The 24,287-nt window shown below is 33.7% G+C and carries 22 protein-coding genes and 2 pseudogenes; 4 read left to right on the top strand and 20 right to left on the bottom strand.

The genetic code is table 11. From position 1 onward, the window contains the following. A partial coding sequence (locus V7Z48_RS01495; RefSeq protein ID WP_334111613.1) for an RNA polymerase sigma factor occupies positions 1-417 on the top strand: 417 nt, incomplete at its 5' end. A gap of 1 nt (position 418) precedes the next feature. Then, a complete protein-coding gene (locus tag V7Z48_RS01490) occupies positions 419-1,216 on the top strand; it encodes an anti-sigma factor (RefSeq protein ID WP_334111612.1) in 798 nt (265 codons plus the stop codon). A gap of 71 nt (positions 1,217-1,287) precedes the next feature. On the opposite strand, the gene V7Z48_RS01485 is transcribed toward V7Z48_RS01490, so the two are convergent. The 6 genes and pseudogenes from V7Z48_RS01485 to V7Z48_RS01460 form a co-directional block, all read right to left on the bottom strand. Then, on the bottom strand, positions 1,288-1,908 hold the full coding sequence (locus V7Z48_RS01485) for a hypothetical protein (protein WP_334111611.1): 621 nt from the start codon (positions 1,906-1,908) through the stop codon (positions 1,288-1,290). Positions 1,909-2,018: 110 nt separating this feature from the next. Beyond that, positions 2,019-4,172, bottom strand: coding sequence for a TonB-dependent receptor (locus tag V7Z48_RS01480; RefSeq protein WP_334111610.1), 2,154 nt, complete (start codon positions 4,170-4,172; stop codon positions 2,019-2,021). 312 nt (positions 4,173-4,484) lie between these two features. Continuing rightward, positions 4,485-6,716 (bottom strand): TonB-dependent receptor, encoded by a 2,232-nt coding sequence (locus V7Z48_RS01475; RefSeq protein ID WP_334111609.1) that lies wholly within the window; start codon positions 6,714-6,716, stop codon positions 4,485-4,487. Positions 6,717-6,724: 8 nt separating this feature from the next. Then, the gene (locus V7Z48_RS01470) at positions 6,725-8,008 is read right to left on the bottom strand and encodes a tetratricopeptide repeat protein (RefSeq protein ID WP_334111608.1); all 1,284 of its coding nucleotides are present in this window, start codon (positions 8,006-8,008) and stop codon (positions 6,725-6,727) included. Positions 8,009-8,097: 89 nt separating this feature from the next. Continuing rightward, a pseudogene (locus V7Z48_RS01465) lies at positions 8,098-9,033 on the bottom strand (DUF4331 family protein). 33 nt (positions 9,034-9,066) lie between these two features. Further along, positions 9,067-9,339: pseudogene (locus tag V7Z48_RS01460) on the bottom strand (DUF4331 family protein); the annotation flags it as partial. 144 nt (positions 9,340-9,483) lie between these two features. On the opposite strand from V7Z48_RS01460, the gene V7Z48_RS01455 reads away from it, so the two are divergent. After that, the gene (locus V7Z48_RS01455; protein WP_334111607.1) at positions 9,484-10,659 is read left to right on the top strand and encodes an LETM1-related biofilm-associated protein; all 1,176 of its coding nucleotides are present in this window, start codon (positions 9,484-9,486) and stop codon (positions 10,657-10,659) included. 2 nt (positions 10,660-10,661) lie between these two features. Here V7Z48_RS01455 and V7Z48_RS01450 read toward each other — a convergent pair whose 3' ends face one another. From V7Z48_RS01450 to V7Z48_RS01405, 10 genes are all read right to left on the bottom strand, one after another. Continuing rightward, positions 10,662-11,612 carry a Fic family protein gene (locus tag V7Z48_RS01450; RefSeq protein WP_334111606.1) on the bottom strand — a complete coding sequence of 317 codons (951 nt, stop codon included), beginning with the start codon at positions 11,610-11,612 and terminating at the stop codon, positions 10,662-10,664. A 52-nt stretch (positions 11,613-11,664) separates the two neighbouring features. Continuing rightward, entirely contained in the window at positions 11,665-12,423 is a 759-nt protein-coding gene (locus V7Z48_RS01445) for a LytR/AlgR family response regulator transcription factor (RefSeq protein ID WP_334111605.1), read from the bottom strand. A gap of 17 nt (positions 12,424-12,440) precedes the next feature. Next, a complete protein-coding gene (locus V7Z48_RS01440) occupies positions 12,441-12,767 on the bottom strand; it encodes a 2TM domain-containing protein (RefSeq protein WP_334111604.1) in 327 nt (108 codons plus the stop codon). Positions 12,768-12,786: 19 nt separating this feature from the next. Continuing rightward, positions 12,787-13,110 (bottom strand): 2TM domain-containing protein, encoded by a 324-nt coding sequence (locus V7Z48_RS01435; protein WP_334111603.1) that lies wholly within the window; start codon positions 13,108-13,110, stop codon positions 12,787-12,789. An 11-nt stretch (positions 13,111-13,121) separates the two neighbouring features. Further along, the gene (locus tag V7Z48_RS01430; RefSeq protein ID WP_334111602.1) at positions 13,122-14,477 is read right to left on the bottom strand and encodes a histidine kinase; all 1,356 of its coding nucleotides are present in this window, start codon (positions 14,475-14,477) and stop codon (positions 13,122-13,124) included. Between the two features lie 4 nt (positions 14,478-14,481). After that, positions 14,482-14,901, bottom strand: a complete 420-nt coding sequence (locus V7Z48_RS01425; RefSeq protein WP_334111601.1) for a DUF2141 domain-containing protein — start codon at positions 14,899-14,901, stop codon at positions 14,482-14,484. A 242-nt stretch (positions 14,902-15,143) separates the two neighbouring features. After that, entirely contained in the window at positions 15,144-16,076 is a 933-nt protein-coding gene (locus V7Z48_RS01420; RefSeq protein ID WP_334111600.1) for a peptidylprolyl isomerase, read from the bottom strand. An 87-nt stretch (positions 16,077-16,163) separates the two neighbouring features. Beyond that, a complete protein-coding gene (locus tag V7Z48_RS01415) occupies positions 16,164-17,558 on the bottom strand; it encodes an exopolysaccharide biosynthesis polyprenyl glycosylphosphotransferase (RefSeq protein ID WP_334111599.1) in 1,395 nt (464 codons plus the stop codon). Positions 17,559-17,685: 127 nt separating this feature from the next. Next, positions 17,686-19,275 (bottom strand): apolipoprotein N-acyltransferase, encoded by a 1,590-nt coding sequence (lnt, locus tag V7Z48_RS01410; protein WP_334111598.1) that lies wholly within the window; start codon positions 19,273-19,275, stop codon positions 17,686-17,688. A gap of 54 nt (positions 19,276-19,329) precedes the next feature. Beyond that, positions 19,330-20,427 (bottom strand): PorV/PorQ family protein, encoded by a 1,098-nt coding sequence (locus tag V7Z48_RS01405; RefSeq protein ID WP_334111597.1) that lies wholly within the window; start codon positions 20,425-20,427, stop codon positions 19,330-19,332. A 100-nt stretch (positions 20,428-20,527) separates the two neighbouring features. Here V7Z48_RS01405 and V7Z48_RS01400 point away from each other — a divergent pair, with 100 nt between their 5' ends. Further along, positions 20,528-21,289, top strand: coding sequence for a CDP-alcohol phosphatidyltransferase family protein (locus tag V7Z48_RS01400; RefSeq protein WP_334111596.1), 762 nt, complete (start codon positions 20,528-20,530; stop codon positions 21,287-21,289). Positions 21,290-21,308: 19 nt separating this feature from the next. On the opposite strand, the gene lptB is transcribed toward V7Z48_RS01400, so the two are convergent. The 4 genes from lptB to V7Z48_RS01380 are packed head-to-tail and all read right to left on the bottom strand — an operon-like array spanning position 21,309 to position 24,225. Next, on the bottom strand, positions 21,309-22,052 hold the full coding sequence (gene lptB / locus V7Z48_RS01395; protein WP_334111595.1) for an LPS export ABC transporter ATP-binding protein: 744 nt from the start codon (positions 22,050-22,052) through the stop codon (positions 21,309-21,311). A 43-nt stretch (positions 22,053-22,095) separates the two neighbouring features. Continuing rightward, positions 22,096-22,449 carry a carboxymuconolactone decarboxylase family protein gene (locus V7Z48_RS01390; protein ID WP_334111594.1) on the bottom strand — a complete coding sequence of 118 codons (354 nt, stop codon included), beginning with the start codon at positions 22,447-22,449 and terminating at the stop codon, positions 22,096-22,098. Then, positions 22,442-23,260, bottom strand: a complete 819-nt coding sequence (gene tatC / locus V7Z48_RS01385; RefSeq protein ID WP_334111593.1) for a twin-arginine translocase subunit TatC — start codon at positions 23,258-23,260, stop codon at positions 22,442-22,444. The genes V7Z48_RS01390 and tatC overlap by 8 nt, the downstream gene beginning before the upstream one ends. Continuing rightward, the gene (locus V7Z48_RS01380) at positions 23,260-24,225 is read right to left on the bottom strand and encodes a KpsF/GutQ family sugar-phosphate isomerase (RefSeq protein WP_334111592.1); all 966 of its coding nucleotides are present in this window, start codon (positions 24,223-24,225) and stop codon (positions 23,260-23,262) included. The genes tatC and V7Z48_RS01380 overlap by 1 nt, the downstream gene beginning before the upstream one ends. Positions 24,226-24,287 lie beyond the last annotated feature (62 nt).

Below are 24,287 nucleotides of genomic sequence, written 5' to 3'. Positions count from 1 at the left end.
GATGCCGACATTGCAGATGAACTTACTCAAGACGTTTTTGTGAAAGCCTGGCAAAGTTCCGAAAGTTACTCAGCTAAAAAAGGTAGGTTCTTCACCTGGATACTCAATATAGCCCGCAATACGGCTATAGATAAATTGCGGTCAAAAGCCTATAAAAACTCAAAGCAAAACCTGAGTGCCGATTTTTTCGTAAATAGTATTGAAACAAACGAAAATTTAAATGATGCTATGAATGCCATCGGGATAAAAAAATATGTAGAAAAACTGACCCAAAAATGTATTGAGGTAATTGATTTATTATACTTCAAAGGATTTACCCACAAGGAAGCATCAGAGACTTTGTCTATGCCAATTGGCTCGATAAAAACCAAAAATCGGAATTGTATTCAGGAACTTAGAAATATGATATTAAATTAATATGGACGTTCAAGAATACATATCATCAGGAATATTAGAGCTTTACGTAGCTGGAAAACTTACGGAAGCCGAAAATATGGAAGTCAATACCATGATGCAGAAGCATCCTGAGGTATTTAAGGAAGTGCTTGAAATTGAAAAAGCTATCAAGCAGCTAACGGCGGCAGCTTCGAGAAGCAAAGGCAATTATGGCAGTATTTCAACAACCATAAATAAAGCAGAACCGAAGGTTATTCCAATTGATTCTGGTAGAAACAAATTCATCAGCTACTCGGGCTGGGCGGCTGCTATTTTACTTGGGGCGGCCTTGTTGTTTACCATTAACAACAATAAAAAATTACAAACAGATATCCAAGTTGTTGAAAATGAAAAAGAGTTTCTTGAACAACAAATCGAAATAACCAAAAACGATTTAATCACCACCAAAGAAATTTTAGCAGTATTAAGAGATAAAAATATTATTGAAGTGCCACTTGGTGGTCAAGCCAAATTTGAAGAAAGTTATGCCACCGTGTATTGGGATAAAAACAATAAAAACATTTATTTAGATGCAGGAGGCTTACCCGAACCACCAAAAGGAAAGGTTTACCAAGTATGGTCCTTAAAATTAAGTCCGTTAACGCCAGTAAGTTTAGGTATATTATCAGATTTTGAAACTGACGATAATAAAATTTTCCAAATTGCTAATGAATTTGAAAGTGAAGCGTTTGGTATTACGCTTGAGCCAGAAGGCGGAAGTGTTTCACCTAATTTAGAGCAACTTTACACTTTGGGTGCAGTAGCTGCGGTAATGCCTTAAATACTGAAAATAATATTATTAATAACCTTCTGTTCGCAAAATTGCAACAGAAGGTTTTTTATTTTATTTCATTAATCTTTACAAGATTTTAAAATCTCAACAGCACGTTGTTTGCCCCAATTTGGGTGAAATGGTTCTGGCTTGTAATCTTCAAAAAGAGCTAGAGCCTTTTCTACATCTTTACAAAATGGTTTGGTGTCTTGACCAAAATAACGTGCGCTGCCCATATTCCAATCGGCCCGGGATAACACTACCATTGGATTTTCTGGAGCTAAGGCATATGCTTGATTGTATAATTCTGTTACTTTTCCTGAGTATTTCATGCCGTAAGTTCTACCGTCCAGTGCAATCCAATTGGTATAAATTTGAGCCTGCATGACTAAAATATGGTAGTTATCTTTACTAATTGCCATAGCGTTATTAAGATAATCCTGAGCTTTAGTTAATTGCGCAGTGACCACCTCTAAATCTTTTTCGTTCCAAGATTTGATACTGTTCATTTGAGCGACGTAATAATTTGGCAACCATTCATCTGGCTCGGCTGCTGCAATACGCTCGAAAAGTTGTTCTGCTTCGTTCCAGTTATTGGCTTCCCATAAATCGAAAGCTTTTTTCATACCCTTTTCGTAATTTGATTGAGCGTTTAACAATAGTGATAAGGATAAAATAATGATGGTAAAAAACTGTTTCATGTTGTTTTTATTTAATGATTATGGTTCAAAGATTTTTAGTTAAATCAAAAATTTAAAACCTCTTTTACTGAGTTGTTAATTATCAAGGATGAATTGTAATTGTCCTGCAATTACAAATTATTGAGCTGGTTATCGGTTCCCTTTTCACTAATGGTCCAAAAGAATCCCACAAAAAAGAATTGATCAGTTGCAGGCCTCAAAGCGCGTCTATTAAAATTGCCATTCATGTCAGGCGTGTTGGCATATTGATAACCATTGATATTTTTAGTTCCAAGCACATTATTAATTGAGAAATACAGTATTTTTTGTGGGCTTAATAGATAAGCCCAGTTTAAACTCAAACTATTAAAAGGTTTTGTTTTAGCATTTAAAAATCCGACGTTATTAGGATTTGTATAAGTGCGACCAGTAGCAAAAGCATAACTCATCCCAATCTGACTTTTTAACGAATCGATCCAATATTTTCCAACAACAGAGAAGTTATGATTGTTTACAAAACTTGGCACTGCCGGACTTGGGAAATTTCTGTAATCGCGCTCTGTATCTAAATAGGAGTAACTAACCCAATAATCTAAATTTTTAAAGCTTTTGTTATCACGCCAAAATAAATCGATTCCTTTAGAATAACCCTCGCCAAGATTATTATATGTACTACTGAACCCCGGAAACTCAGTATTATACTTTACCAAGTTATTATAGTTTTTGAAATAAGCTTCTGCTCTAAATATTTTCCCCTCAGAATTATATTGATAATTTAAAATATAATGGGATGTTTGCTGCGACTCTAAATCTTGATTAAACTTTAAAATATCACTGTTGGACTGTTGGTAAAAGTCGCCATAGGCCAAGGAAACTTGACTATTTTTATCGGTTTTATAAGCAATTGAAATTCTAGGTGAAACTGTAAATTGATTAAATATCTCGGAATATTCACCTCTAATACCTGCCTTTAAAGCCAATTTCTTTGAGAAAATTAAATCCGCTTCTGTAAATAAAGCGCTGATATTATTTTGAAATCCTAAAGGCGTTTCTTGAATCGTGCTACTCTCGAATAGCTCATTAAATTTTGTCGCAAAATATTCGGTTCCAATATTCAACTTAAACCGATTGTTGAATCTGCGTTTAAAAACAACTTTAGCATGAAAGGAATTTTCTGAATTATCAATATTGTTATCAATGAAATTTAATTCATTATTGGCGTAGGTGTAGCTTAATCCACTAGATATTGCCCAATTGTCGGATATAACGCCTTTATACGAACCATTAAAATACAAATTATTATTATTGAGCTTAAATTTTACACCTTCAGTTATATTTATATCCTCCTGAATCAGCTCAAAATTGGTAGTATCAAATGCGGCATACAATTTTAGCAATCCTGAATTTAATTTTTGTCTGAAAACCAATTCGCCTGAGGCACCTTCAAATGGTTTTTGCCAATCATTTCTATCTTCAAATAACAATAAATAAGGTGCTAAATTAGTGTATGACGCATTCACACTCAGTGAACTTTTATGCCACTTTTGAGTATTTCCAAGCGTGGCGCCAACACTCATGATTCCAATATCTGTTTTATTTTGATCTGGCTCGTCAATGGTATTTAAAAGTAGTACGCTGGACAATGCTTGTCCGTATTCAGCCGAGTAACCACCTGTAGAAAACGTAATCCCATCAAACAAAAATGGCGAATAACGTCCACGTGAAGGTATATTATTAGTAGTAGGACTATAAGGTGTGAACACACGAATCCCATCGATGAAAATTTGAGTTTCATCAGCCTCGCCACCACGAACAAATAATCGACCATCTTCGGCCACCGTTGTAGTTCCTGGTAAGGTTTGCAAAGCACCTACGAAATCACCTAATGCACTTGCTGTTGTTACTACATCTAAGGCCTTTAAAACCGAAACTTTACTATTATCTCCTGCTGAAAAAGTTCCGGCAGATAAAATAACGGCATCCATGGTATTGACATCCTCACGCAGTTTGATTTCCAGCTTGGTCATTGAAGAAACATCCTTTGTTAATTCAAAAGTTTCGAAGGATAAAAATGAAACAATGAGCGTTTTTTCACCATTTTCATCAGTTATAAAAGAAAATTCACCTGAATCATCCGACGTGCCACCATCATAAGTACCTTGTAAATAAATATTGGCACCAGCTATTGGCATTCCTTTCACATCGGTCACCTTTCCCGAAATGGTGGTTTGAGCTGTAATAGTTTTGGTTATTAAGACAATAAGAATAAATAAAATTTGTTTCACTTCTGTGCATGTTTTAATTGATAGCACAAAATTGAAGTTCTTGGCAGATCTTTAAAACAATTAGTAACTCAAGTGTAGAATCATTGAGATGAAATGTAAAATTAGTTAATAGAAAACTGAAAATGATTATTTATGGTTTCATTCATGGTATTAAATGAATAACCCGCTGAAAATTTCAGCGGGTTATCATCAACTAACAACAAAACTCAAAAACACCACTAATCAACTTAACCTAAAGCACTTGTTAAAGCGATGACATTGTTAGTTTAATCAACATAGTTACTATCCCTTAATTCAACAATGCTGATTATTTTAAAATCTATACGTAATACTTCCTCTCAAGAAAAAAGGTGTTCCTGGCGTGAAATGAATTTCTTCTACAGAATCTACTTCACTTGCCAACCTTGATTCTGTTGCAAATTGGGTTTCATTCCAATCTACATCAAAAAGGTTTTCTATAATTAATCCTAAGGTTATATTTTTACTCAGGTTGTAATTCAAATTTAAATCCGTTACAAAATAACCTTCAGCTACAATAGAATTGTCTTCATTTGCTGGTCTATCACCCAAATAACGCATGCGCAATCCTCCTGAAAAATTATCTAAGTTACTCACTGAAAATCCACCAGTCGCAGTAAATTTTGGTGCTAATGGGATAAAGTTTTCACCATCGGGATCGTCTAGACTTTTAGCATCTGTGTAGGTGGCATCCGAATCAAAATATAACCAATCATTTATTTGATAACGCAAACCCAAATCAAGGCCGAATCGTTCTGTTCTACCACTTGGTTCAACTATTCCTGCATCGCCTACATACACAAATTCTTGTTCTAAGTACAAATACCAAAGTGCTGTATTAACTACTAAATTTGAAGCTGGTTTCCAAACAGTTCCCAAATCAACACCATAGGCACGTGGCAAAATATCTTCGCCTAAATTATTTACTACCACTCGAGTATCATTGGAATGAAACCCTATACCCGATTTTAAAAACAATTGCATGTTTCTGTTTAAATCGTAGTAAAAATTAAGTTTGGGACTTACTATAGTTTTGTTTTCAGATTGTACGGTGTATGTTGGTTGCAACTTATCGTTGTACATAAATTTGAAATAATCCAAACGTAGACCGGGTGCGATACTAAATTTACCGAAATCGAATTTTGCCTTCACAAAACCGTCAATATTGGTTTGATCTAAATCTCCTAATTGAATGTTTTCGAGCGTTGTAGAACGATTTAACGATCTAGAAAGTTCAACATCTCTAACCATATCATGTCTGAATCCGAAGCCTGAAGATACCTCGACTGGAACATTTCCAAGATTTGTGTTTTTGGTTATGCTAGAATTAAGTCCGATAATATCACGGTTTTCTCTTTGACGAATTTGATCGCCATTAATTGGATCTTCTAAAAAGAAGGTGAAATTAGAATACAATTCAAAATCGTATTTAGAATAATACATATTTGATTTTAATGTGGTTTCATCGTCAATACGTTTATTTAAGGCTATATTCACATTGGTTCTGGATGTGTTACCGCCTTCGGTATCGTCTATCGCGCCAAATCTTGTGATGCTTCCATCGTCTACCGCACGTTGCGGAATTTGTCCAGAAGCGTCCCATCTACTTGTAAAATGAGAAGCTGTTACCGATAATTTATCGTTATTTTTAAATATTGAAGTGTATTTACCGAAAATATTCAATCGGTTAAAACCTTGAGGAGACTCAAATGGACCATCACCAGCCAAATATTCAATAGCCGCGTAGGCACTCTGGTTGGATTGATCTTCTATTAAATTAAACATCCCTAAGGTTCTAATGGTATTAAACTGACCCGCACTAACGGTAATACTACTCTCTTTCAACCTGTTTAAGGTTGAAAACCCAACATATCCAGCCGTATTAAAATCACCTACACCTGCATAATACGGACCTTTTCCAAAATCTATTGTATTGATAGTTTCAGGAATTAAAAAGTGTAAATCACTATATCCTTGTCCATGTGCATGCGAAACCATGTTAACTGGCATACCATCAACCGATATTGCAACGTCAGTACCGTGATCTATATCAAATCCACGTAAAAATATTTGTTCTGCTTTACCACCTCCAGCATGCTGACCTATAAAAAGACCTGGAACTTTACGCAAAATATCTTGAGAAGAATTCACGGGGTTTGTTGCAATATCTAATCTAACTATCGTGTTAACAGGATTTATGGATTCTGAAATAACCAATTCATCTAGACTAAAAATTTTTTCATTTAAAATAAAAATGGTTTGGTTGCTTATTTGGTTGTTATCAACTTTAAATTTTAAAGTTTCATAACCCAACAAACCAATAGAAATAGAATCTCCAACTTTTGTACTTCCAATAAAAAATACACCATCACCGGATGAATGTGTATGATTTCCGGATGTCATATTAAAGACATAAGCATCTTCAATTGGTTGATTTTTTGTATCTACAACCTTTCCTTTCAAAGTTTGTGCATTTAAGCCTAGACATGTAGCAATTGCAAAAAGGTTTATAATTATTAATCTCATTTTAAATATTATAGTTGGTTAATCTTTGTGGCCATTTGCGGTCCTAGTTCATATAGGCTACCAATTAATTCTTTTTTAATAGGTTTAACACGATCCTTATCACCATTGGCTTTGTAAATTTCAGCCAAATGATATAAAACTTCAGGTTCTGATGTTTTGCCATCTACATATTCTAGTGCAATACTTTTAGCTTTTTCTATAGCTCCATTTTGAAAATGACTGCAAGCTAACAGAAAATAAGATTCAGCCGTTGGCCTGTTCTCTACTTCTATCTTCGCTAATTCTAAAGCCTTTTCCTTACCATCTTTTTGGTCTGCAAGTATGAGAATTTGGTATTTGTTATACATATCGCCATAGCTTTTATTTTCTAAAAGTTTATTATAATTTTCTAATGCAACATTTGCCATAATGCTGTTTTCAGCATGTTCAGCAACTTCAGATAGCAAAAGATAATATTCTGGTGCTCGGTGATATTTTAAAATGCTATTTAGAATTCTTATAGCCTCATTGGTGTTTTTATCATTGGAATAAGCAATCCAGGCGATACCCTTTTTTGCATAGGCATCGTTAGGGTCTAATTGTAAAGCCTTTAAAAAATAGTTATATGAATCTGAAATGCGCCCATCGTGCCCGTAAAAATCGGCAAGATTGGTATAGGCCCATTGTTTGATACCTTTTAAGCCTGAAGCATCTGCAATTGTTTTTGCTTTTTCCATGTAGGTAATTGCGCTGCTAAGATCGCCTTCATGGTCTTTGAATTTTGCCATTCTGATTAGAAAGTCAAAATCTGCATTGTTTTTAATTTTCTTGAGATAAGATTCGGCAATTACACTGTTACCCAATTCTAAATGTACGTCAAACAACATTTTTTGAGTACCGCTTAATTGATCACCGATTTGTTCTGCTTTTTGAAGTAAGCTAAGTGCTTCTTTAAATTTGTGTTGCGAAATGTAAATTCTCGCTAATGTTTTTAAATAACTAACATTGTTGAAGTTAGTAATGTCATTCGCTTTATAGCCGTCATCTTCTGCTTTTATAAGGAATGAAATGTCTCCTGTTAAACTAAACAACTGGGCATAAACACCACTGCGCTTGATTAAGTAAGGAAATTGAGTTGGTTCTGCCGTTAATTTATCGGACCAAAATTGAATATCTTTCTGTAAAATTTCAATATCTGGATTGACGTCAGTATTCAAGTATAGAACATAATCCTCTTGATTCGTTACTTTTTGATTACAACTTGTTATTACGATAAGACAAGAGAATAATACGAGATTTAAATTAAATTTCATGATTTTGAGTTTTTAAAGTTTTTGAGTTTTAAAATATTCTGAAATGGTGCCTTGAACACCATTTCAGAATTATAATATGGCAGTAGGTTCTACCAAGGTGTAGCTAAATAAGGGAAAGATGTTAAAAATGCCTTATCGTTTGACATGACATTGTCCGAGGAAAATCCTGGGTTTTCAGTACCGTCTTCGCCACCAAAAATTAATAGTAATTCGGTTGAAATTACGTCATCGGCCAAAGCTCTGCCTGTAAGTACGTTCGCACCATCAAAAAATGTGGTGGTACCATCTAAACTAACATTTAAAACATCCGTAGCTAACAAACCAGTAAACTGAGCAGCCGTTAAACCAAGCGCATTGGCATCGGTTGGGGTATTATATGCTGGGCTCAAATTTTCTAGATTTGTTTGAAACATAGATTGAAAAGCTGCATTTTGCTGAGACGGAATTGTCATATTAAAAGCGTCTTTGCTTCCTGACGATACAAATACCGTGTTTACAGCCGGTCTTCCTATTTGATCTTCTTGAATAAATGTACCAGTAAAGTTAGGTCCTGTTGGTCCTGTTGGTCCATTATCATCATCATTACTGCAATTAAAAGCCGTGAAAGACAATACTGCAGTTACCATTACTATTTTTATTATTTGGTTTTTCATTTGTTTTATATTTTTTAAAATTATTTATTGTTTTCTATTAGTTGTTACCCATGTATTAATAGTTCCTGAACCACCAATCATTGATTTTGGCACTTCAACCACTACTGAAAGCACATTTGTACCAGCAAAAGTGTCTGAACCTGGATTGTTAAATCCTGAAGCTTCACCATTTATAATGGCGCTATACTGAGCAAAATCAAAGAAAAATGGATCATCTCTTGGACCAGCAAAAAACTTCATACCGTTGGCATTCTCTATAATAGCCGACTGACCATAAGAAGTAATGTTAACCTGATTTCTCATAGCGGCATCAGCCATAATTGTGCTGCTTAAACCAGTTTGAGACGGAGCAATAGGTCCAAAGAAATACATTACGCCATCTCTAGGAATAGCTTGTATCACCAAATCTTCAACATTGTCACCATTGGTATCAATTTTAAATTCAATTAGTACATTTTCATCAAATGAAGCTGATGAGGTAGCTGAAGGACTTAACAAGCCCTGTAAATTTGCAACAAACACTAAATTATTGTTGTCTTCACCTTGAAAGGCGTAAAGATCGGTAATATCACTACTACTACCTTGAACTCCTGGAGCATCAATGTGGTCTGCAGCAATTACTACAAATGTTGTAACGCTCAGAATGGCAATTGCAGCGAAAATTTTTGTTCTTTTCATCATAATTAAATTTGTTTTTAAATATTTATTGTTTTTGTTTCTCTATCTACGCATTTATGTTAGGAGCGGTTTTACTTTTTTAAAAGTTTTTTTAAAAAAGTATTTTTAAGGCATAAAAAGTATCTTTACTCAAAAATTTATTTTATGAATCCATCAGCAAATGGCTGGTTAAATTTGCTTTTAAATAAAACCGAACAATACAGCTTGTTATGGAATTTGCCTTTGCACGAATTTTATTTTGAATTAAGAAAATCAGGCTTTATATATGGAAGTAATATCGCAGCTTTAGGCAGTGATATCAAAACCAGCGAATTGACCGAAGAAGAAATTTGCAAAATTAATCTCTGGTTTTCATTCTATTATATATATACCAATTTCAATCAGAATAAATCATCTTTTACCGAATCTGTTATTGCTTTTTACAAATCCAACAAAGCTTATAAAACGTCATTTTTAAATGAACTTATTAATGCAAAAGAAAATCTTTCTTTACTTGAAAAAATTATAGATAGACGAATACATATTGACAGCAATGTAATCACTAAAAGCTTTAACTATTTTACAATTAATGGTTTATTATTTGTAGATATCCTTGCTTATGAACAATTTTTAAAATCAAACACAGAAATCTCAACCTATACCAAACGCGTTGAATCAATTATTGAAATGACTGTTTTTATGGTCTTTAATTTGAAACCAAAAAAAACTGAATACGACCTAAGTTTAATGAAGTTATTTGAAGCTTCGTTGCGGTATCGTGATGATATTAAATTAAGTTACGAAGAAGCTATTGAATTGTTGAAAAATGATTTAGAAAGATTTTACTTAATTGATATGGTTTGCATGACAGCGTGGAGTGACCAGAGAATTGATGCAACCGAACACACTTTTTTAACTAAGCTAACAATTGATTTAGCCTTATCAAAAAGCATCGTTGCTGAATCGGTTATTGAAATAAACCAATTTTACAATAATTACAAAGATAAAGTGGCCTTTTTACACTCGAAAAATTTAGTACATAGCTTTTACAATAATTCAACTAAATTAGTTGTAAAATTAATTAGACGAAATAGTAAACGACTACAGAAAGAATTAAAACAGAGCAAAGACGTATTGTGGATTTTGTCTCAATCAACACAACGTAAGCTCACAGACGAAGAACAAAAAAGGCTTCAAGTACAATTATTAGACATATTTAAAACTATCCCAAGTTTGGCTATTTTTATTCTGCCAGGTGGGATGCTACTCTTGCCATTAGTAATAAAGCTTATCCCCAAATTGTTACCATCAGCATTTGATGATAATAGAATTGAAGAATAAGCTTAATTACTACCCACATTACTTATATAATTGAGCACCGCAGTTTTTGTAGTTACCCAATTCCTTCCTTCCTTGTGTGCATCAATTTTTCCTTGTCGCGCAAGCAAACTGATATATTCTTGACTATAAGGTATATCAGGCTCATTGGCAACATCAGAAATACTTTGATAATTATGATGCGTATCTGGAAAAGCACTTAAATAAATATTTAAACTACGCTCAAGAGTTTGGCAAACTAATAACATAAGTTTATCAAATTGACCCTTATTTGCCATATTTAAAGCTGAATAATATTTTTTACGATCGTTAGCCAAAATTATAGCTGGCGGAAAACCTTCTTTCATAAGAAGTAAATTCATTACCAAACGCACTGTACGACCATTACCATCAAAAAAAGGATGGATATAAACAAACTCATGGTGAAATACCGTAGCTAACTCTATTGCATTTAAATGCTGAGGGTTGTTATTTACAAATAAAATTAACTCCTCGAGTAAATCATAAACTTTGGTTGCGTTTGGCGGAATAAAATTAGCACCCGCAATACGAACTGCTGCATTGCGCAACCTGCCAGCAAAATCTTGTTCAATAGCTCTAAGTACCAAACTGTGTAAATCTAGAACATCTTTTGAGTTTAAAACATAATTAGGACGTACAAGCTTAAACAACTTGTTTATGGCATCTTCATGATTTTTAGCTTCAAAATGCTCTTTAAGTGATTTGCCTTTTATGGTGACGCCGTGTTGAAGCACCATTTGAGTTTCTCTCAAATTTAAAGTGTTGCCTTCAATACTGTTTGAATTGTACGTCCATTCAATAAGTAAAGACTCTTGAATACTTTTTAAGGCAGCCTGCGAAAACGGTCTAAGCGAAACCAAAGCGTCTCTTTTCTCGAACAAACGTTGAAAAGTGGATGCTAATTCTTGACGGTATGTAACATTAATTGTTTTCACACCACAAATATACAAAATTATCGGATGGTTACATAATTTACATTATCCGATACTATTCTAGCCAGTCTTTGAAATCTTTGACACGCTCTCTAGCAACTATTATATCTTCAAAGTTGTAAGATGTTAATTTTACCTGAATGCGCGAATTAGTATAGCTAACCATATCTTTAATAGCATTGACATTCACAAAAAACTTACGGTTTGTTCTAAAAAAAATACTTGGTGATAATTCAGTCTCTAATTCTTCTAAGGTACAGTCTAATAAATGACTCCTACCGTCGTTGGTAAAGGCGTAAGTCCCTTTGTTCTCGCTATAGAAACATTCAATTTCTTCAATATTTATCAACTTAATATGTTGACCAACTTTAACAGCAAATCGTTTCTTGTAAGGACGTTCTACAGGATTGATGAGTAAATTTTTGATATCGTTAAAATCTACTGCCATTAACTGATTTTGACTAGAATTTCGTGAATTAAATTTATCGACGGCTTTTTTTAAATCAATGTCATCGATAGGTTTTAAAAGATAATCAATGCTATTAAGTTTAAAAGCTTGCAGGGCATATTCATCATAAGCAGTGGTAAAAATTATGGCAGATTTTACATCGATAACCTCAAATATTTCAAACGACAAGCCGTCACTAAGCTGAATATCTAAGAAAATTAAATCTGGATGTTTGTTTTTTTGGAACCAATTAAGCGATTCTTCAACAGAATGCAACATTGTACTTACTTCAATGTCAATTTTATTGAGCATTCTTTCCAATCTTCTTGCTGCAGGTTTTTCGTCTTCTATTATAATTACCGTCATTTTTTCTTTAAAATGTGTTATTCCCAACCTTGTTTTTCTTTATCCATATATTCTTTCACTTTTTTCTGTTCCCAATTTTTTCCGAAGAAAAAGTCTGGACCAAAAACACCCAAAAAGTGAAAAATCAAACCAATAGCCCAAAACATTGGTGTAGCAAAAGTTCCAAAACTCCAAAATCCTTCGTTATTGTTGGATCCTACTAATATGATTAAAAATACATTTACCACTACGTATACTGCTAAATGCCAGTAAAAACCAATCATATTATCTACTTTTTTCTTGGCTCTTAAATACGCTTCTTCCTTTCTAAAATCGGAATTAAAATTGTCATCAATTGTTTTCATTTGATTATTGTTGATTAAGTTAGTTTACATCGTTTTGTAATTCATCATTCATCAAAGCTTCAATTTTATTGATCTCCCAGTTTTTACCTAAAAGAAAAGGTAAAACAAAGACATAAAATATATGCATAAGTACAAAAATTCCCCAGATCATAGCAACCATAAAGGTGCTTAAGTCATAAAAAGCCTGCTCAAAGGTCTCACCATTACTTAGGTTGTTGAGAATTTTGGCCGTAATTATAAATAAATTGACGACCGCATACACTAAAATATGAGTGTAAAAACTTTTAATTTGTTCTACTCTATGCTTGGCTTTTAAATACGTAATTCTATCAATTACTTCCATGATTTTTTGATTTAGTTGTATTTATTTCTTTGCTCTTGTTTCATAAATTCTTCAATCTTTCTTTGTTCCCAATTGGCTCCAAAAGCGCCTTTATCAACAAAAACGGTATATGCTTGGAACACTACACTAATTCCCCAACCTATCATTGGAAACCAAAACCATTGTATCACATGTGGTGTAAATTTATACCATATTAAAAATAAAATTGGTATTACAATAACATACGAAATAAGGTTGTAATAAAACTCCTTTAAAGCCTCAACGCGTTTGCGTGCCCTAACATAGCGATCATCTATGCTTCCTGAATTGATGGTGCTTGTATTCATAACACTAATTTGTTTTGTGAGCATTGGTAAACTCACAGTAAATTTGCCTGATTGCTCACTGATTAATACTTGTTTTGTTGATAAAATTTGATAGCGCTGTTTTATGTTACTTAAACCAACACCACTACCCTTTTTTAAAATTTGTTTTGGTTGTAAATTATTTTCTATTATTAAATTATTGCCAATTTCGTATATTCTTATCTTAAGAGGTTTTTGAGTAGTAACTATATTGTGTTTTACGGCATTTTCTAACAACAACTGCAATGATAACGGTACTACTTTACTTTCTGGATTGGAAGATTTCTCTGGTATTTCAAATACGACACTATCTTCAAACCTCATTTTTAGCAATAACATATATGTTCTCGCAAAATCTAGTTCTTCATCAACGGTTACGAGATCTTTATTTTTTTGCTCCAAAACATATCGATAAACCTTAGATAATGCTGTGGTAAATTTCATTGCATTATTAGGATTTTCCTCAATTAAACTCGTAAGTACGTTCAAACTATTAAACAAGAAATGAGGGTCTAATTGATTTTTTAAAGCATCAAACTTAGCACTTGCTGTTCCAGCAATAACCTGTTGCTCCTTGACTTTATTTTTTTGTAACTCTTTGTAAAAATAAATAGCGTGAAAAAATAAAGATATGATTAATGTGATAAACAGAGAAACTAGATAATACTCAATTTGTTCACCAGCAATGAATGTTTGAAAATTTTCACCTTCAAGAATGACTTTAATGAACATTCTAACTAAAAATATAGTAACTAAAGTGATAAATACAGAACCAAAAAAACCAATTGAAAGTCTGTAAGATTTATATTTCTCCCAATTTACCTTTGTATTTAAATGTTCAAAATAATAGGTGTTTACTAAGGTTAATGGAATTGAATATAACATATAATACATCACATAAATCCAAAATTTACCATTCCATTCTAAGCTTCCAGTATTGAAATATCTTATACTTTGGTCTAGAACCAAAATGATAAAACCTATAAATATTCCAGTTACTATGGCTTTCAAAAATTTTTTCATGGAACTAAAATTTTATTTTCACAGTGAAATTGTCCTTGACCTCAAATTTGGCATCTTCCCATTTTGGCGGTCCCATAAATCCTTTGGCGTTATTTGAAGATGCAAAACTTTCTTTTGGAATACCCATAAAATTAGTATCTAATTTTTCATTGCTATTCTCATCATGAAATAAGGAAACAGCATAAGTTCCCGAAGTCACATTTTTGAAAACAACAGTCGCGCTACTGCCTTTTATTTTTACAATTTCTCCTTTTGAAGGTGTTTTTAAAAAGCTTTCTGGATTACTATAAAGACCTACTACTAATTGACCTTTGGTGTTTTTTATGTTGTCTATTTGCACCGTCACGGTTTTGGAGTCACTATTTTGAGAAAAGGCAACTGAAGTGACAAAAAGCAATGCAATTATGAATTTTAAATTGTTCATGAAAATTGAATTTTTAATTATGGTTCAAATATCTATTTCTTTCTAAAAATACGAAAAGTCAAATTACTGAATTGTAGAAATCCACTTCCCAACCGTAAAAATTTTAATTTTTGTTAAGATTCAACCAAATTTTCAATTAGCGATTTCTCAAAATCGGCCAATTTTTATATGAATAGGAAAATATAAAGCATAAAAAAAAGCATCAAATTTTGATGCTTTCGTTATAATTCTGAAATGAAGTTTTAACCAACTTTCACCAATTCAACGTCAAAAACTAAAACCGCGTCAGGCGGAATAACACCACCAGCACCGCGACTTCCGTAGCCTAAATCACTTGGGATTACTAATCTGGCTTTGTCGCCTTCATTCAATAACAAGATACCTTCATCCCAACCAGCTATTACCTGACCAACTCCCACTTGAAACTGCAATGGTTCGTTGCGTTTGTAAGAAGAGTCAAATACAGTTCCATCGGCTAATTGCCCTTTATAATGAACTGAAACTTTTTGACCTTTTGATGCCATTTTTCCACTTCCTTTTTGAATAATTTGATATCGCAATCCGCTTTCGGTAGATTTAAAACCTGCTGATAACTTGTCTAATTCGCCTGCCTTGGCAGCGTGTTCTGCCTCAATTCTTTTGGCTCTTGAACCTTCAAAAGTTCTAAAAGCTTCTATGGCATTAAATTTTTCTGCCTCTTCACCAACGCGTACAATTTCAAGAGTTTCAATTAAATCACCTTGTGCAATAGCATCTACCACATCTTGTCCTTCTAAAACTTTTCCAAAAACGGTGTGGTTATTATCTAGCCAAGGTGTTGCGATATGAGTAATAAAAAACTGACTGCCGTTAGTTCCTGGACCAGCATTTGCCATGGATAAAACACCTGGACTATCATGCTTTAGCTCTGGATGAAATTCGTCATCAAATTTGTAACCCGGATTGCCTGTTCCAGTGCCCGATGGACAGCCACCTTGAATCATAAAATCCGGAATTACACGATGAAACTTTAATCCATCATAATAAGGTTTACCCTGTGGTTTGACTGAGTTTTCTAAATTTCCTTCAGCCAAAGCTACAAAGTTACCTACGGTTCCTGGTGTTTTTTTGAAGGTTAAATTCACTAAAATTGTGCCTTTATTTGTATTGAATTTGGCGTATAATCCGTCTTGCATGGTATTATTTTAAATTTTGAGTTGTAAAGATAAGTATCTTAATTGAAAAGAAAGTGACGGTCAATTATTTAATCAGAAATTAAGGAATTATTGACCGCGGTAATACAAAATAGTACTAACAGTTTTTACAATAATATTAATGTCCAGAAACAAACTTCGGTGTTTAATGTAAAATAAATCATATTGAAGTTTTATTAAACTGTCCTCAATAGATGCGCCATATCTCGTTTGAATTTGAGCCCAACCAGTTAAGCCAGGTTTTATAATATGACGTGTTTCATAAAAAGGAATTATTTTCGATAATTCATTCACAAAATAGGGTCGTTCTGGCCTCGGTCCTATAATGCTCATCTCTCCTTTTAAAACATTCAATACTTGCGGAATTTCGTCAATTCTCGATCGTCGCAAAAGATTTCCAAAAACCGTAATTCTAACATCGTTTTTTTGTGCCCATTGAACGCCATTTTTTTCAGCATCAATAATCATCGTACGCAACTTTATTATTTTGAATGGATGTCCGTTTTTCCCAATACGCTCTTGGATATAAAATAGTGGTCCTCGATTGGCTATAATATTTCCAATGAGAATAAAAGGAAGTAACAAAATTCCAATTACTAAACCAATGAGAGCAAACAAAATATCAAAAACCCGTCTAAAAAATTGATATAACTTATTTTGATTACTTCTACTAAAAGGAAAATATTTATAAAAGTCTTTGCCCACAAACTGAATAGGTACACGATAGGTCATCTCTTCGTATACCTGGGTAAATTCACGAATAGTAAAACCACGCTCTAGTAAATTTATTAAACCGTGGTATAATTCTGTTGAAATATGATCGTCATTAAAACTCGCTACCAATATTTCGGAAACCTTATGTTCGTTGATGATTTGATCTAAATCACTTAAATGAAACTCTTTTAGTCCTTTAAATTTAACTGTATCTTTTCTTACTGATTCAGAATTAATAAATCCAATAATTTTATAATTTGGATCAACATCGTGCAATGCTTTAAGTATACTAGAAAGGTTTGAAATTTCGCCAACAAGCAGAACTTTCTTATAGAATCTAGGAGATTGAACAAATGTTATGTAGGCCAATCTCCATAAAAAAATCGCTAAAATTATCCCTAAATAAAAGTAAATAATTTGAAGTCGTTTTTCTGGTAAAAATGGCGTAACAACGGGCGTTAGCAAATAAAACAAAACTGTTACCGAAGATGCTAATACAATATTTTTAAAACTAATATCGAGTTTGCTGGCCTTTTGTAAATCATACAATTCAAAAACAGTTCCGAAAACTGTAAAGTACAATAGCAATACAATAATTGAAATGGTGTTTTCGGCTGAAATCGTGAGATAATTAAAAGGCAGAAATGATTCAAGTAAATACAGTGTTAGTAGTATAAGTACAACATCAAATAACCTTAACAACACTTTGCGCTCTGAAATTTCAAAATGTATGCCCTTTTTTTTATGCATAAATATCCCTATTGACTCGTAATAAATTCAAAAACATTCAAATTTACAATAAGTTAGGAAATATCCTAAAGTGAAATACCATTCTGTAAGAATCTTAGTTAAATGGTAACTTTAAACTTAATATTGTTCATAATTTAACTCGGTTTTTCCTAAATATAGCTATTAGAAATACTAAAATCGCCACAAACATGGCGATCCGCGCTATATAATCGCCTGCTATCGCATAAAAAGTTAACTTGGTATTCGTCACAACATCGCTTTTTAAAGCACCTTGGGAATTATACGGAAGCGAGGCTACAATATCTCCTTTAGCATTAATTATTGCAGAAATTCCAGTATTAGCACTTCTAGCAATATAACGCCGATTTTCAATTGCCCGTAACCGAGCGTAACTTAAATGCTGGCGATGGCCTTCTGTTTCGCCCCACCAGGCATCGTTTGTGATGATGGTAAATAAATTGGCGCCATTTCTGGAATATTCTGTAACAAATTCACCATAAACGGATTCGTAGCAAATAATGGGCGCTAATTTTAAATCATTCGTATTTGTAGAAAATACGCTTCGGTAATTTTGAGTGGTTTTCATGGCAACCGTACCACCCAAATCAATCATAACATCACCCAGTAAAGGTTTTAAAACAAACTGGTACGGTAAATCTTCAACACCAACAACCAGTTTCGACTTGTGATACAATTGCGGTTCGGCACTACTTTTAATTAAAACGGCCGAATTATAATCATCATACCACACTTGTTCTCGAAGCTGATTTGACTTTGGTTTCACCTTATTTTTATCATAAATGAACTGAATAAATGAAACACCTGTAAGCCAGTTGACATTAGGATTTGATGAAACAAAATCATCTAATTTATATTTGAAACCAGAATCATTAAATTGATTGAGCCGCACATTATCGGCAAAAACAGTTTCGGGCGCCAAAATAACGGATGTATTGCTAGAGATTTCTTTATTAGAAAGTTTGATTAATAAGTCAGCGATCGCATCGTTTGTTAAGCTATACTTTTCATTGTATGGGTCTATATTTGGTTGTAAGGCTATCACTTCAAATGTTTCTCCTTCATCTTTGTATGAATTTCCAATTAAAACTGAAATAACTATAGGCACTAAAAACAACATAACAATACTTATTGCGTATTTTATCTTGGTCTTTTGAGTAAAAAGTTTGAAGTCTCTAACCAACAAAAACACAACAATATTTACAATCCATACCCATAAGCTACCACCAAAGGTTCCTGTGTATTCATACCACTGAATCCATGAAATTTGTTCAGAAAAAGCATTGCCCAAATTAAGCCATGGCCAAGAAAATTCCCAACCCAAGTGCAACTTTTCAAAACACAACCAACATGCGACTAAAAAAGTTAAAGATCGTGCGACGGTTGTGCGCTTTGCCACTTTGAAATAAATTAAAATAACCAAACTCATTAATAAAGAGTTTACCAAAATCGCAAAGCTTGCACCGAATACGTCAGCAAAACGCAACCAATTGGTGGTGAAATAATTCCAAATTATAAATCCACTATATGAAAACAACAATAATCGCCAACCATTGTGTTTTCTTGGATGGTTTAAATAATGTGATACGATTAGTAATAGTGGTACAAAACCAACAAAAATAAATAAAGGAAAACCATAAGTGGGCCAACCGATAGCTAGTAATATCCCTGTTAATAAGGCAAGTAATGATTGCTTCATAAGTGCATATAAAGATTGCTTAAAAATAGCAATTATACATAGATTCCCACTTAATTATCTAAAAATACTAAAATCTAATTTTAACGAAAAAACATTAGAATATAAGGCTGCACTTTGGTCACCAATATCTGTAAAGGCATAATCTATTGAAATCCCCTTGTATTTAAATCCAACACCAAAATTAGGCTGAAAGGTCAAATCGGTTGAATTATCTATTTGTAATTCATTTTGGAAATTCCCTAAACCAGCGCGTAAAAACACCAAATCAGTATAACCAAATTGAAATCCGATGGCTGGGTTAACGCTGGCAACTTCGGTTGAAATAATATCGTTGGTTTGCGCAAACCGAACATTCAAATCAAATGCCGCTAATAAGGAATAATCATAATTAAAAATGAATTGTTTAGACATCCCTATTTGCAATTTAGGAATGGTAATTTCGGTGGTTTCTGGTAATTCTTGATTTTGTCCTTCAATAGCACCACTAATAGTTTCGAATTTTTCTTCATCAAAGGTCCAGGTGTTATAGGTTGTAGTGATGTCTCTTGCCATGATACCAAATTTCCAATTGTTTTTGGATTCAAATTGAATTCCTGCATCAAGACCAAATCCCCAAGAAGATGCAAAATCGCCAATTATTCTGCGTATGACCTTTGCATTAATTCCATAATTTAAACCATCTAAAGGTAATTTTCTAGCGTATGAAAATGTAATTCCATAGTCGGCGGTGGAGAAGGTACTTATTCTATCGTAATTAATATTTCCTTGGTCATCTATTAGTTGTGTTGTATCTAAAATATCATCAACACCAAACCTAATTAATGAAACACCTACAGCGCTGCGGTCGTCTAAAGGCATGCCGTAAGCAATGTAGTTGAAATTGGCAATGTTAGCAAAATAGCTGGAGTGCATTAATGCTAGCTGGTTGTCTTCTAAATGAACCAAGCCAGCCGGATTCCAGTAACCAGAAGTAACATCGTTGGTTTGCGAAACAACAGCATTGCTCATACCTAAAGCCGCTGCATCTACGCCAATATTCATAAACTCATTTGAATACTTTCTAGTGGATTGCGAAAAAGCAAAAGTTGATAGCAGGGATAAAACAACTATGGCGTAATTTTTCAACAGCAATTTTTTTACAAAGATGCACATATTTTTCATTTTTATAAACTTCAAATAGCCTTAGTTATTGTCTAAATCGATTGAAAGATTGAAATACTTTTATATTTTTACGTTACCAATAAATTTTGACGTGAAAAAGCACATTCCTAACATTATTACTTTATTAAATCTGTTTTGTGGCTGTATCGCTATTGTTTTTGCCGTCAATAGTAATTTCACAATGGCTGCTATTTTTGTGGGTCTTGGTATATTTTTCGATTTTTTTGACGGGCTAGTCGCACGATGGTTAAAAGTTCAAAGCGATTTGGGAATTCAGTTAGATTCGCTTGCCGATATGGTTACCAGCGGTATCGTGCCTGGAATTGTTATGTTTAAATTACTTGAGATTGCTGTTGGCGCCCCAGATATGAACGACACTTCCGATGCTTGGAATACAGCTTTAAATTTTCAGGGATTTACATCGTCATTATTGCCAATTCTTGGATTTGCCATAACCTTGGCTTCTGGTTATAGATTGGCAAAATTTAATATTGACGAAGACCAACAAACCTATTTTAAAGGTTTACCGACGCCTGCAAATACCATTCTAATTTTATCCTTACCGTTAATTCTTGAATTTCAGAATAGCGATTTAATGAATACCACAATATTAAATCCGTTGGTCTTAGTCGCTATAACCTTACTTAGTTGTTTTCTTCTAAATGCACCTGTGAAGTTGTTCGCTTTAAAATTTAAGCCAGGTGGATTTAAAAATAATGCCAGTCGTTATATTTTTATCATCCTTTGTTTGGTGCTTTTAATTGTATTTCACTTTGCGGCCATACCATTAATCATTGCGATTTATATTGCAATGTCGGTGATTGAACAGTTGGTTGTTAAATCAACACCATAAGAAAAAGCAAGTAATCCTACTATTCAAACAAAAGCTTCTTTTTGCGAAGCTCGAAGTTCTGTCCAAGATATACTTTTCTAACCATTTCATCCGAAGCTAAATCTTCTGGAATACCGGCTTTTAAAATACTGCCTTCAAACATTAAATAAGTTCTGTCCGTAATGGCTAAGGTTTCCTGAACGTTGTGGTCGGTGATTAAAATTCCAATATTTTTCTTGGTTAATTTGGCAACAATGCGCTGAATATCTTCAACCGCAACTGGATCAACGCCAGCAAAAGGTTCATCTAATAAAATAAAATTCGGACTCGTGGCGAGGGCGCGCGCTATTTCTGTTCTTCGGCGTTCGCCACCAGATAGTAAATCACCACGGTTTTTGCGGATGTGACCCAAACCAAATTCTTCGATAAGAGATTCCATTTTATCAAGTTGATCTTTTTTTGAAAGCTTTGTTAGTTGTAAAACACTTAAAATATTGTCTTCAACGCTTAACTTTCTAAAAACAGAGGCTTCTTGAGCCAAATAACCAATACCATGTTGCGCACGTTTATACATGGGAAACTTGGTGATATCTTTATCTTCTAGAAATATTTTGCCGCCATTAGGTTTTATTAGTCCAACAATCATATAAAATGAGGTGGTTTTTCCGGCACCATTCGGACCCAATAACCCAACAATTTCACCTTGATTTACTTCAACTGAAACCTCCTTTACAACCTCGCGACCGCCATAAGATTTCATAAGATTCTCCGCTCTTAATTTCATTCAGACTTTTTTATAAGATAAACATTCTATAAAATAACGAAATTTAGGATTTATTATTGGCTTCTAAAGCTTCCCAAAATTCAAAAGCGCGTCGTAAATGAGGAATCACGATGGTACCACCAACTAAGGTGGCAATACCTAAAGCTTCACTAACTTCTTCTTTGCTCAACCCAATTTTGTGTGAGGTTTCTAAATGATATTTCACACAATCGTCGCATCTCAAAACAGCTGAGGCTACCAAGCCCAAAAGCTCTTTGGTTTTTACATCTAAAGCGCCTTCTTGGTATGCATTAGTATCGAGGTTAAAAATGCGTTTGATTATTTTGTTATTGTCTTGCAGAATTCTGTCGTTCATTCTGCTGCGGTAATCGTTAAATTCTTCTACTATATTAGACATGTTTTTTACGTTTTTGATTTCTTACCACAACGGCAGAAATATAAATACTAATTTGATATAAAATTAAAATAGGAATGGCTACAATAACCTGGCTTGCAATATCTGGTGGAGTTATAATTGCTGAAATAATAAGCACAATAACAAGTGCATATTTTCGGTATTTTCGCAAAAATTGCGGCGTTACCAAACCAATCTTGGTTAAAAAATAAATAATTATTGGTAATTCAAAAACCAAACCAGATGCTAAAGACGATGAACGTACTAAGGCAATGTAAGAGTCTAAATCGAATTCATTCGAAATTTCAGTACTCACCGTATAATTGGCTAGAAAATTAAGAGACAAAGGTGTAATTACATAGTATCCAAATAACACCCCTAAAAAGAATAATAAAGATGAAATGAAAATAAATCCTCTGGCACTTTTACGTTCATTATCGTATAATCCTGGACTTATAAAACTCCAAAATTGGAAGATGACGTAAGGAAACGCCACAACAAATCCAGCGTAAATCGACGTCCAAATATGTGCAGAAAATTGCCCAGCAACCGTTCGGTTTTGAATTATAAATGGAAATTCATCAGCACAAAAAGTGGTTTCAACACCAATTAAATTACCCATATTGCACAGCCAGCTATAAGTGGGAAAATCCATACTTCTAGGACCGAAAATTATAACGTTCCAAATAAAATCTTTAAAAATAAAAGCAAGAGATGCTGCTATAAGAATAGCTGTAGTAGCACGAATAAGATGCCATCTTAAATCTTCAAGATGGTCTAAAAATGACATTTCGTCGTTGGTCTTCTTACCCATTATATAATACCTTCTTTAACCAAATCGTGAAGATGCACAACGCCTTCATAAATACCATTTTGTTCTACCAGTAATTGAGAAATACCGTTATTTTCCATCACTTCCATGGCATCAACCGCCATGGCATTCGCGTGAATAGTTTTTGGATTGGCACTCATAATGTCTTCGGCTATAATGCCATTTAAATCTGAGCTTTTGTAAAGCATCCGTCTTAAATCACCGTCGGTTATGATACCAACTAATTTTTCACCATCTAAAACAGCGGTAACCCCGAGCATTTTTTCAGAAATCTCCACAATCACGTCTTTTAAAGTTGTATTAAGTTGCACTTGTGGTTTTTGATTTTGTGAAGATAAATCATTCACCCGTAAATACAATCGTTTTCCTAAAGCACCACCGGGATGATATTTAGCAAAATCTTTACTTGAAAAACCTCTTAAATCTAACAAACAAACCGCCAAAGCATCGCCCATAACCAATTGTGCAGTTGTGCTAGTTGTTGGTGCTAGGTTATTCGGACATGCCTCCTTTTCAACATAGGTATTTAAAACTAAGTCTGATTGTTGACCCAAGAACGAATCGGGTTTTCCAGTAATTGCAATTATACTATTATTAGCATTTTTAATTAGCGGCAATAATACTTTAATTTCAGGCGTATTACCACTTTTTGAGATACAAATAACCACATCATCCTCCAGAATCAAACCCAGATCTCCATGAATTGCATCGGCCGCATGCATAAAAACCGCTGGCGTTCCAGTAGAATTAAACGTCGCTACAATTTTATTTGCTATAATCGCGCTTTTACCAATTCCTGTGACGATAACACGACCTTTTGAATTATAAATTAACTCAACTACTTTGGCAAAATCATCGGTTAGCAAATTCGCCAAATTGGCAATGGCGTCGCTTTCAGCTAATATGGTTGCTTTGGCCAGTTCAAGTGTGGCTTTTTGACTGTTCAAAATTAACTTTGTTTTAGGTTTGATGCATTTAAAGAAATTGTTATCTTTAAACTTGTGCAAAT

Source organism: Paucihalobacter sp., assembly GCF_036825875.1.
Lineage (GTDB): Bacteria > Bacteroidota > Bacteroidia > Flavobacteriales > Flavobacteriaceae > Paucihalobacter.
Note: the sequence above shows the minus strand (reverse complement) of the source record. Positions and strands in the feature narration are given on the sequence as shown.

Coding starts and splice junctions, on each gene's coding strand:
- tatC (WP_334111593.1), bottom strand. CDS start 23,260: ATGGGTAAGAAGACCAACGACGAAATGTCATTTTTAGACCATCTTGAA.
- V7Z48_RS01420 (WP_334111600.1), bottom strand. CDS start 16,076: ATGCAAGACGGATTATACGCCAAATTCAATACAAATAAAGGCACAATT.
- lnt (WP_334111598.1), bottom strand. CDS start 19,275: ATGAAGCAATCATTACTTGCCTTATTAACAGGGATATTACTAGCTATC.
- V7Z48_RS01425 (WP_334111601.1), bottom strand. CDS start 14,901: ATGAACAATTTAAAATTCATAATTGCATTGCTTTTTGTCACTTCAGTT.
- V7Z48_RS01390 (WP_334111594.1), bottom strand. CDS start 22,449: ATGTCTAATATAGTAGAAGAATTTAACGATTACCGCAGCAGAATGAAC.
- V7Z48_RS01440 (WP_334111604.1), bottom strand. CDS start 12,767: ATGAAAACAATTGATGACAATTTTAATTCCGATTTTAGAAAGGAAGAA.
- V7Z48_RS01485 (WP_334111611.1), bottom strand. CDS start 1,908: ATGAAACAGTTTTTTACCATCATTATTTTATCCTTATCACTATTGTTA.
- V7Z48_RS01435 (WP_334111603.1), bottom strand. CDS start 13,110: ATGGAAGTAATTGATAGAATTACGTATTTAAAAGCCAAGCATAGAGTA.
- V7Z48_RS01490 (WP_334111612.1), top strand. CDS start 419: ATGGACGTTCAAGAATACATATCATCAGGAATATTAGAGCTTTACGTA.
- V7Z48_RS01475 (WP_334111609.1), bottom strand. CDS start 6,716: ATGAGATTAATAATTATAAACCTTTTTGCAATTGCTACATGTCTAGGC.
- V7Z48_RS01405 (WP_334111597.1), bottom strand. CDS start 20,427: ATGTGCATCTTTGTAAAAAAATTGCTGTTGAAAAATTACGCCATAGTT.
- V7Z48_RS01470 (WP_334111608.1), bottom strand. CDS start 8,008: ATGAAATTTAATTTAAATCTCGTATTATTCTCTTGTCTTATCGTAATA.
- lptB (WP_334111595.1), bottom strand. CDS start 22,052: ATGAAATTAAGAGCGGAGAATCTTATGAAATCTTATGGCGGTCGCGAG.
- V7Z48_RS01445 (WP_334111605.1), bottom strand. CDS start 12,423: ATGACGGTAATTATAATAGAAGACGAAAAACCTGCAGCAAGAAGATTG.
- V7Z48_RS01415 (WP_334111599.1), bottom strand. CDS start 17,558: ATGCATAAAAAAAAGGGCATACATTTTGAAATTTCAGAGCGCAAAGTG.
- V7Z48_RS01455 (WP_334111607.1), top strand. CDS start 9,484: ATGAATCCATCAGCAAATGGCTGGTTAAATTTGCTTTTAAATAAAACC.
- V7Z48_RS01430 (WP_334111602.1), bottom strand. CDS start 14,477: ATGAAAAAATTTTTGAAAGCCATAGTAACTGGAATATTTATAGGTTTT.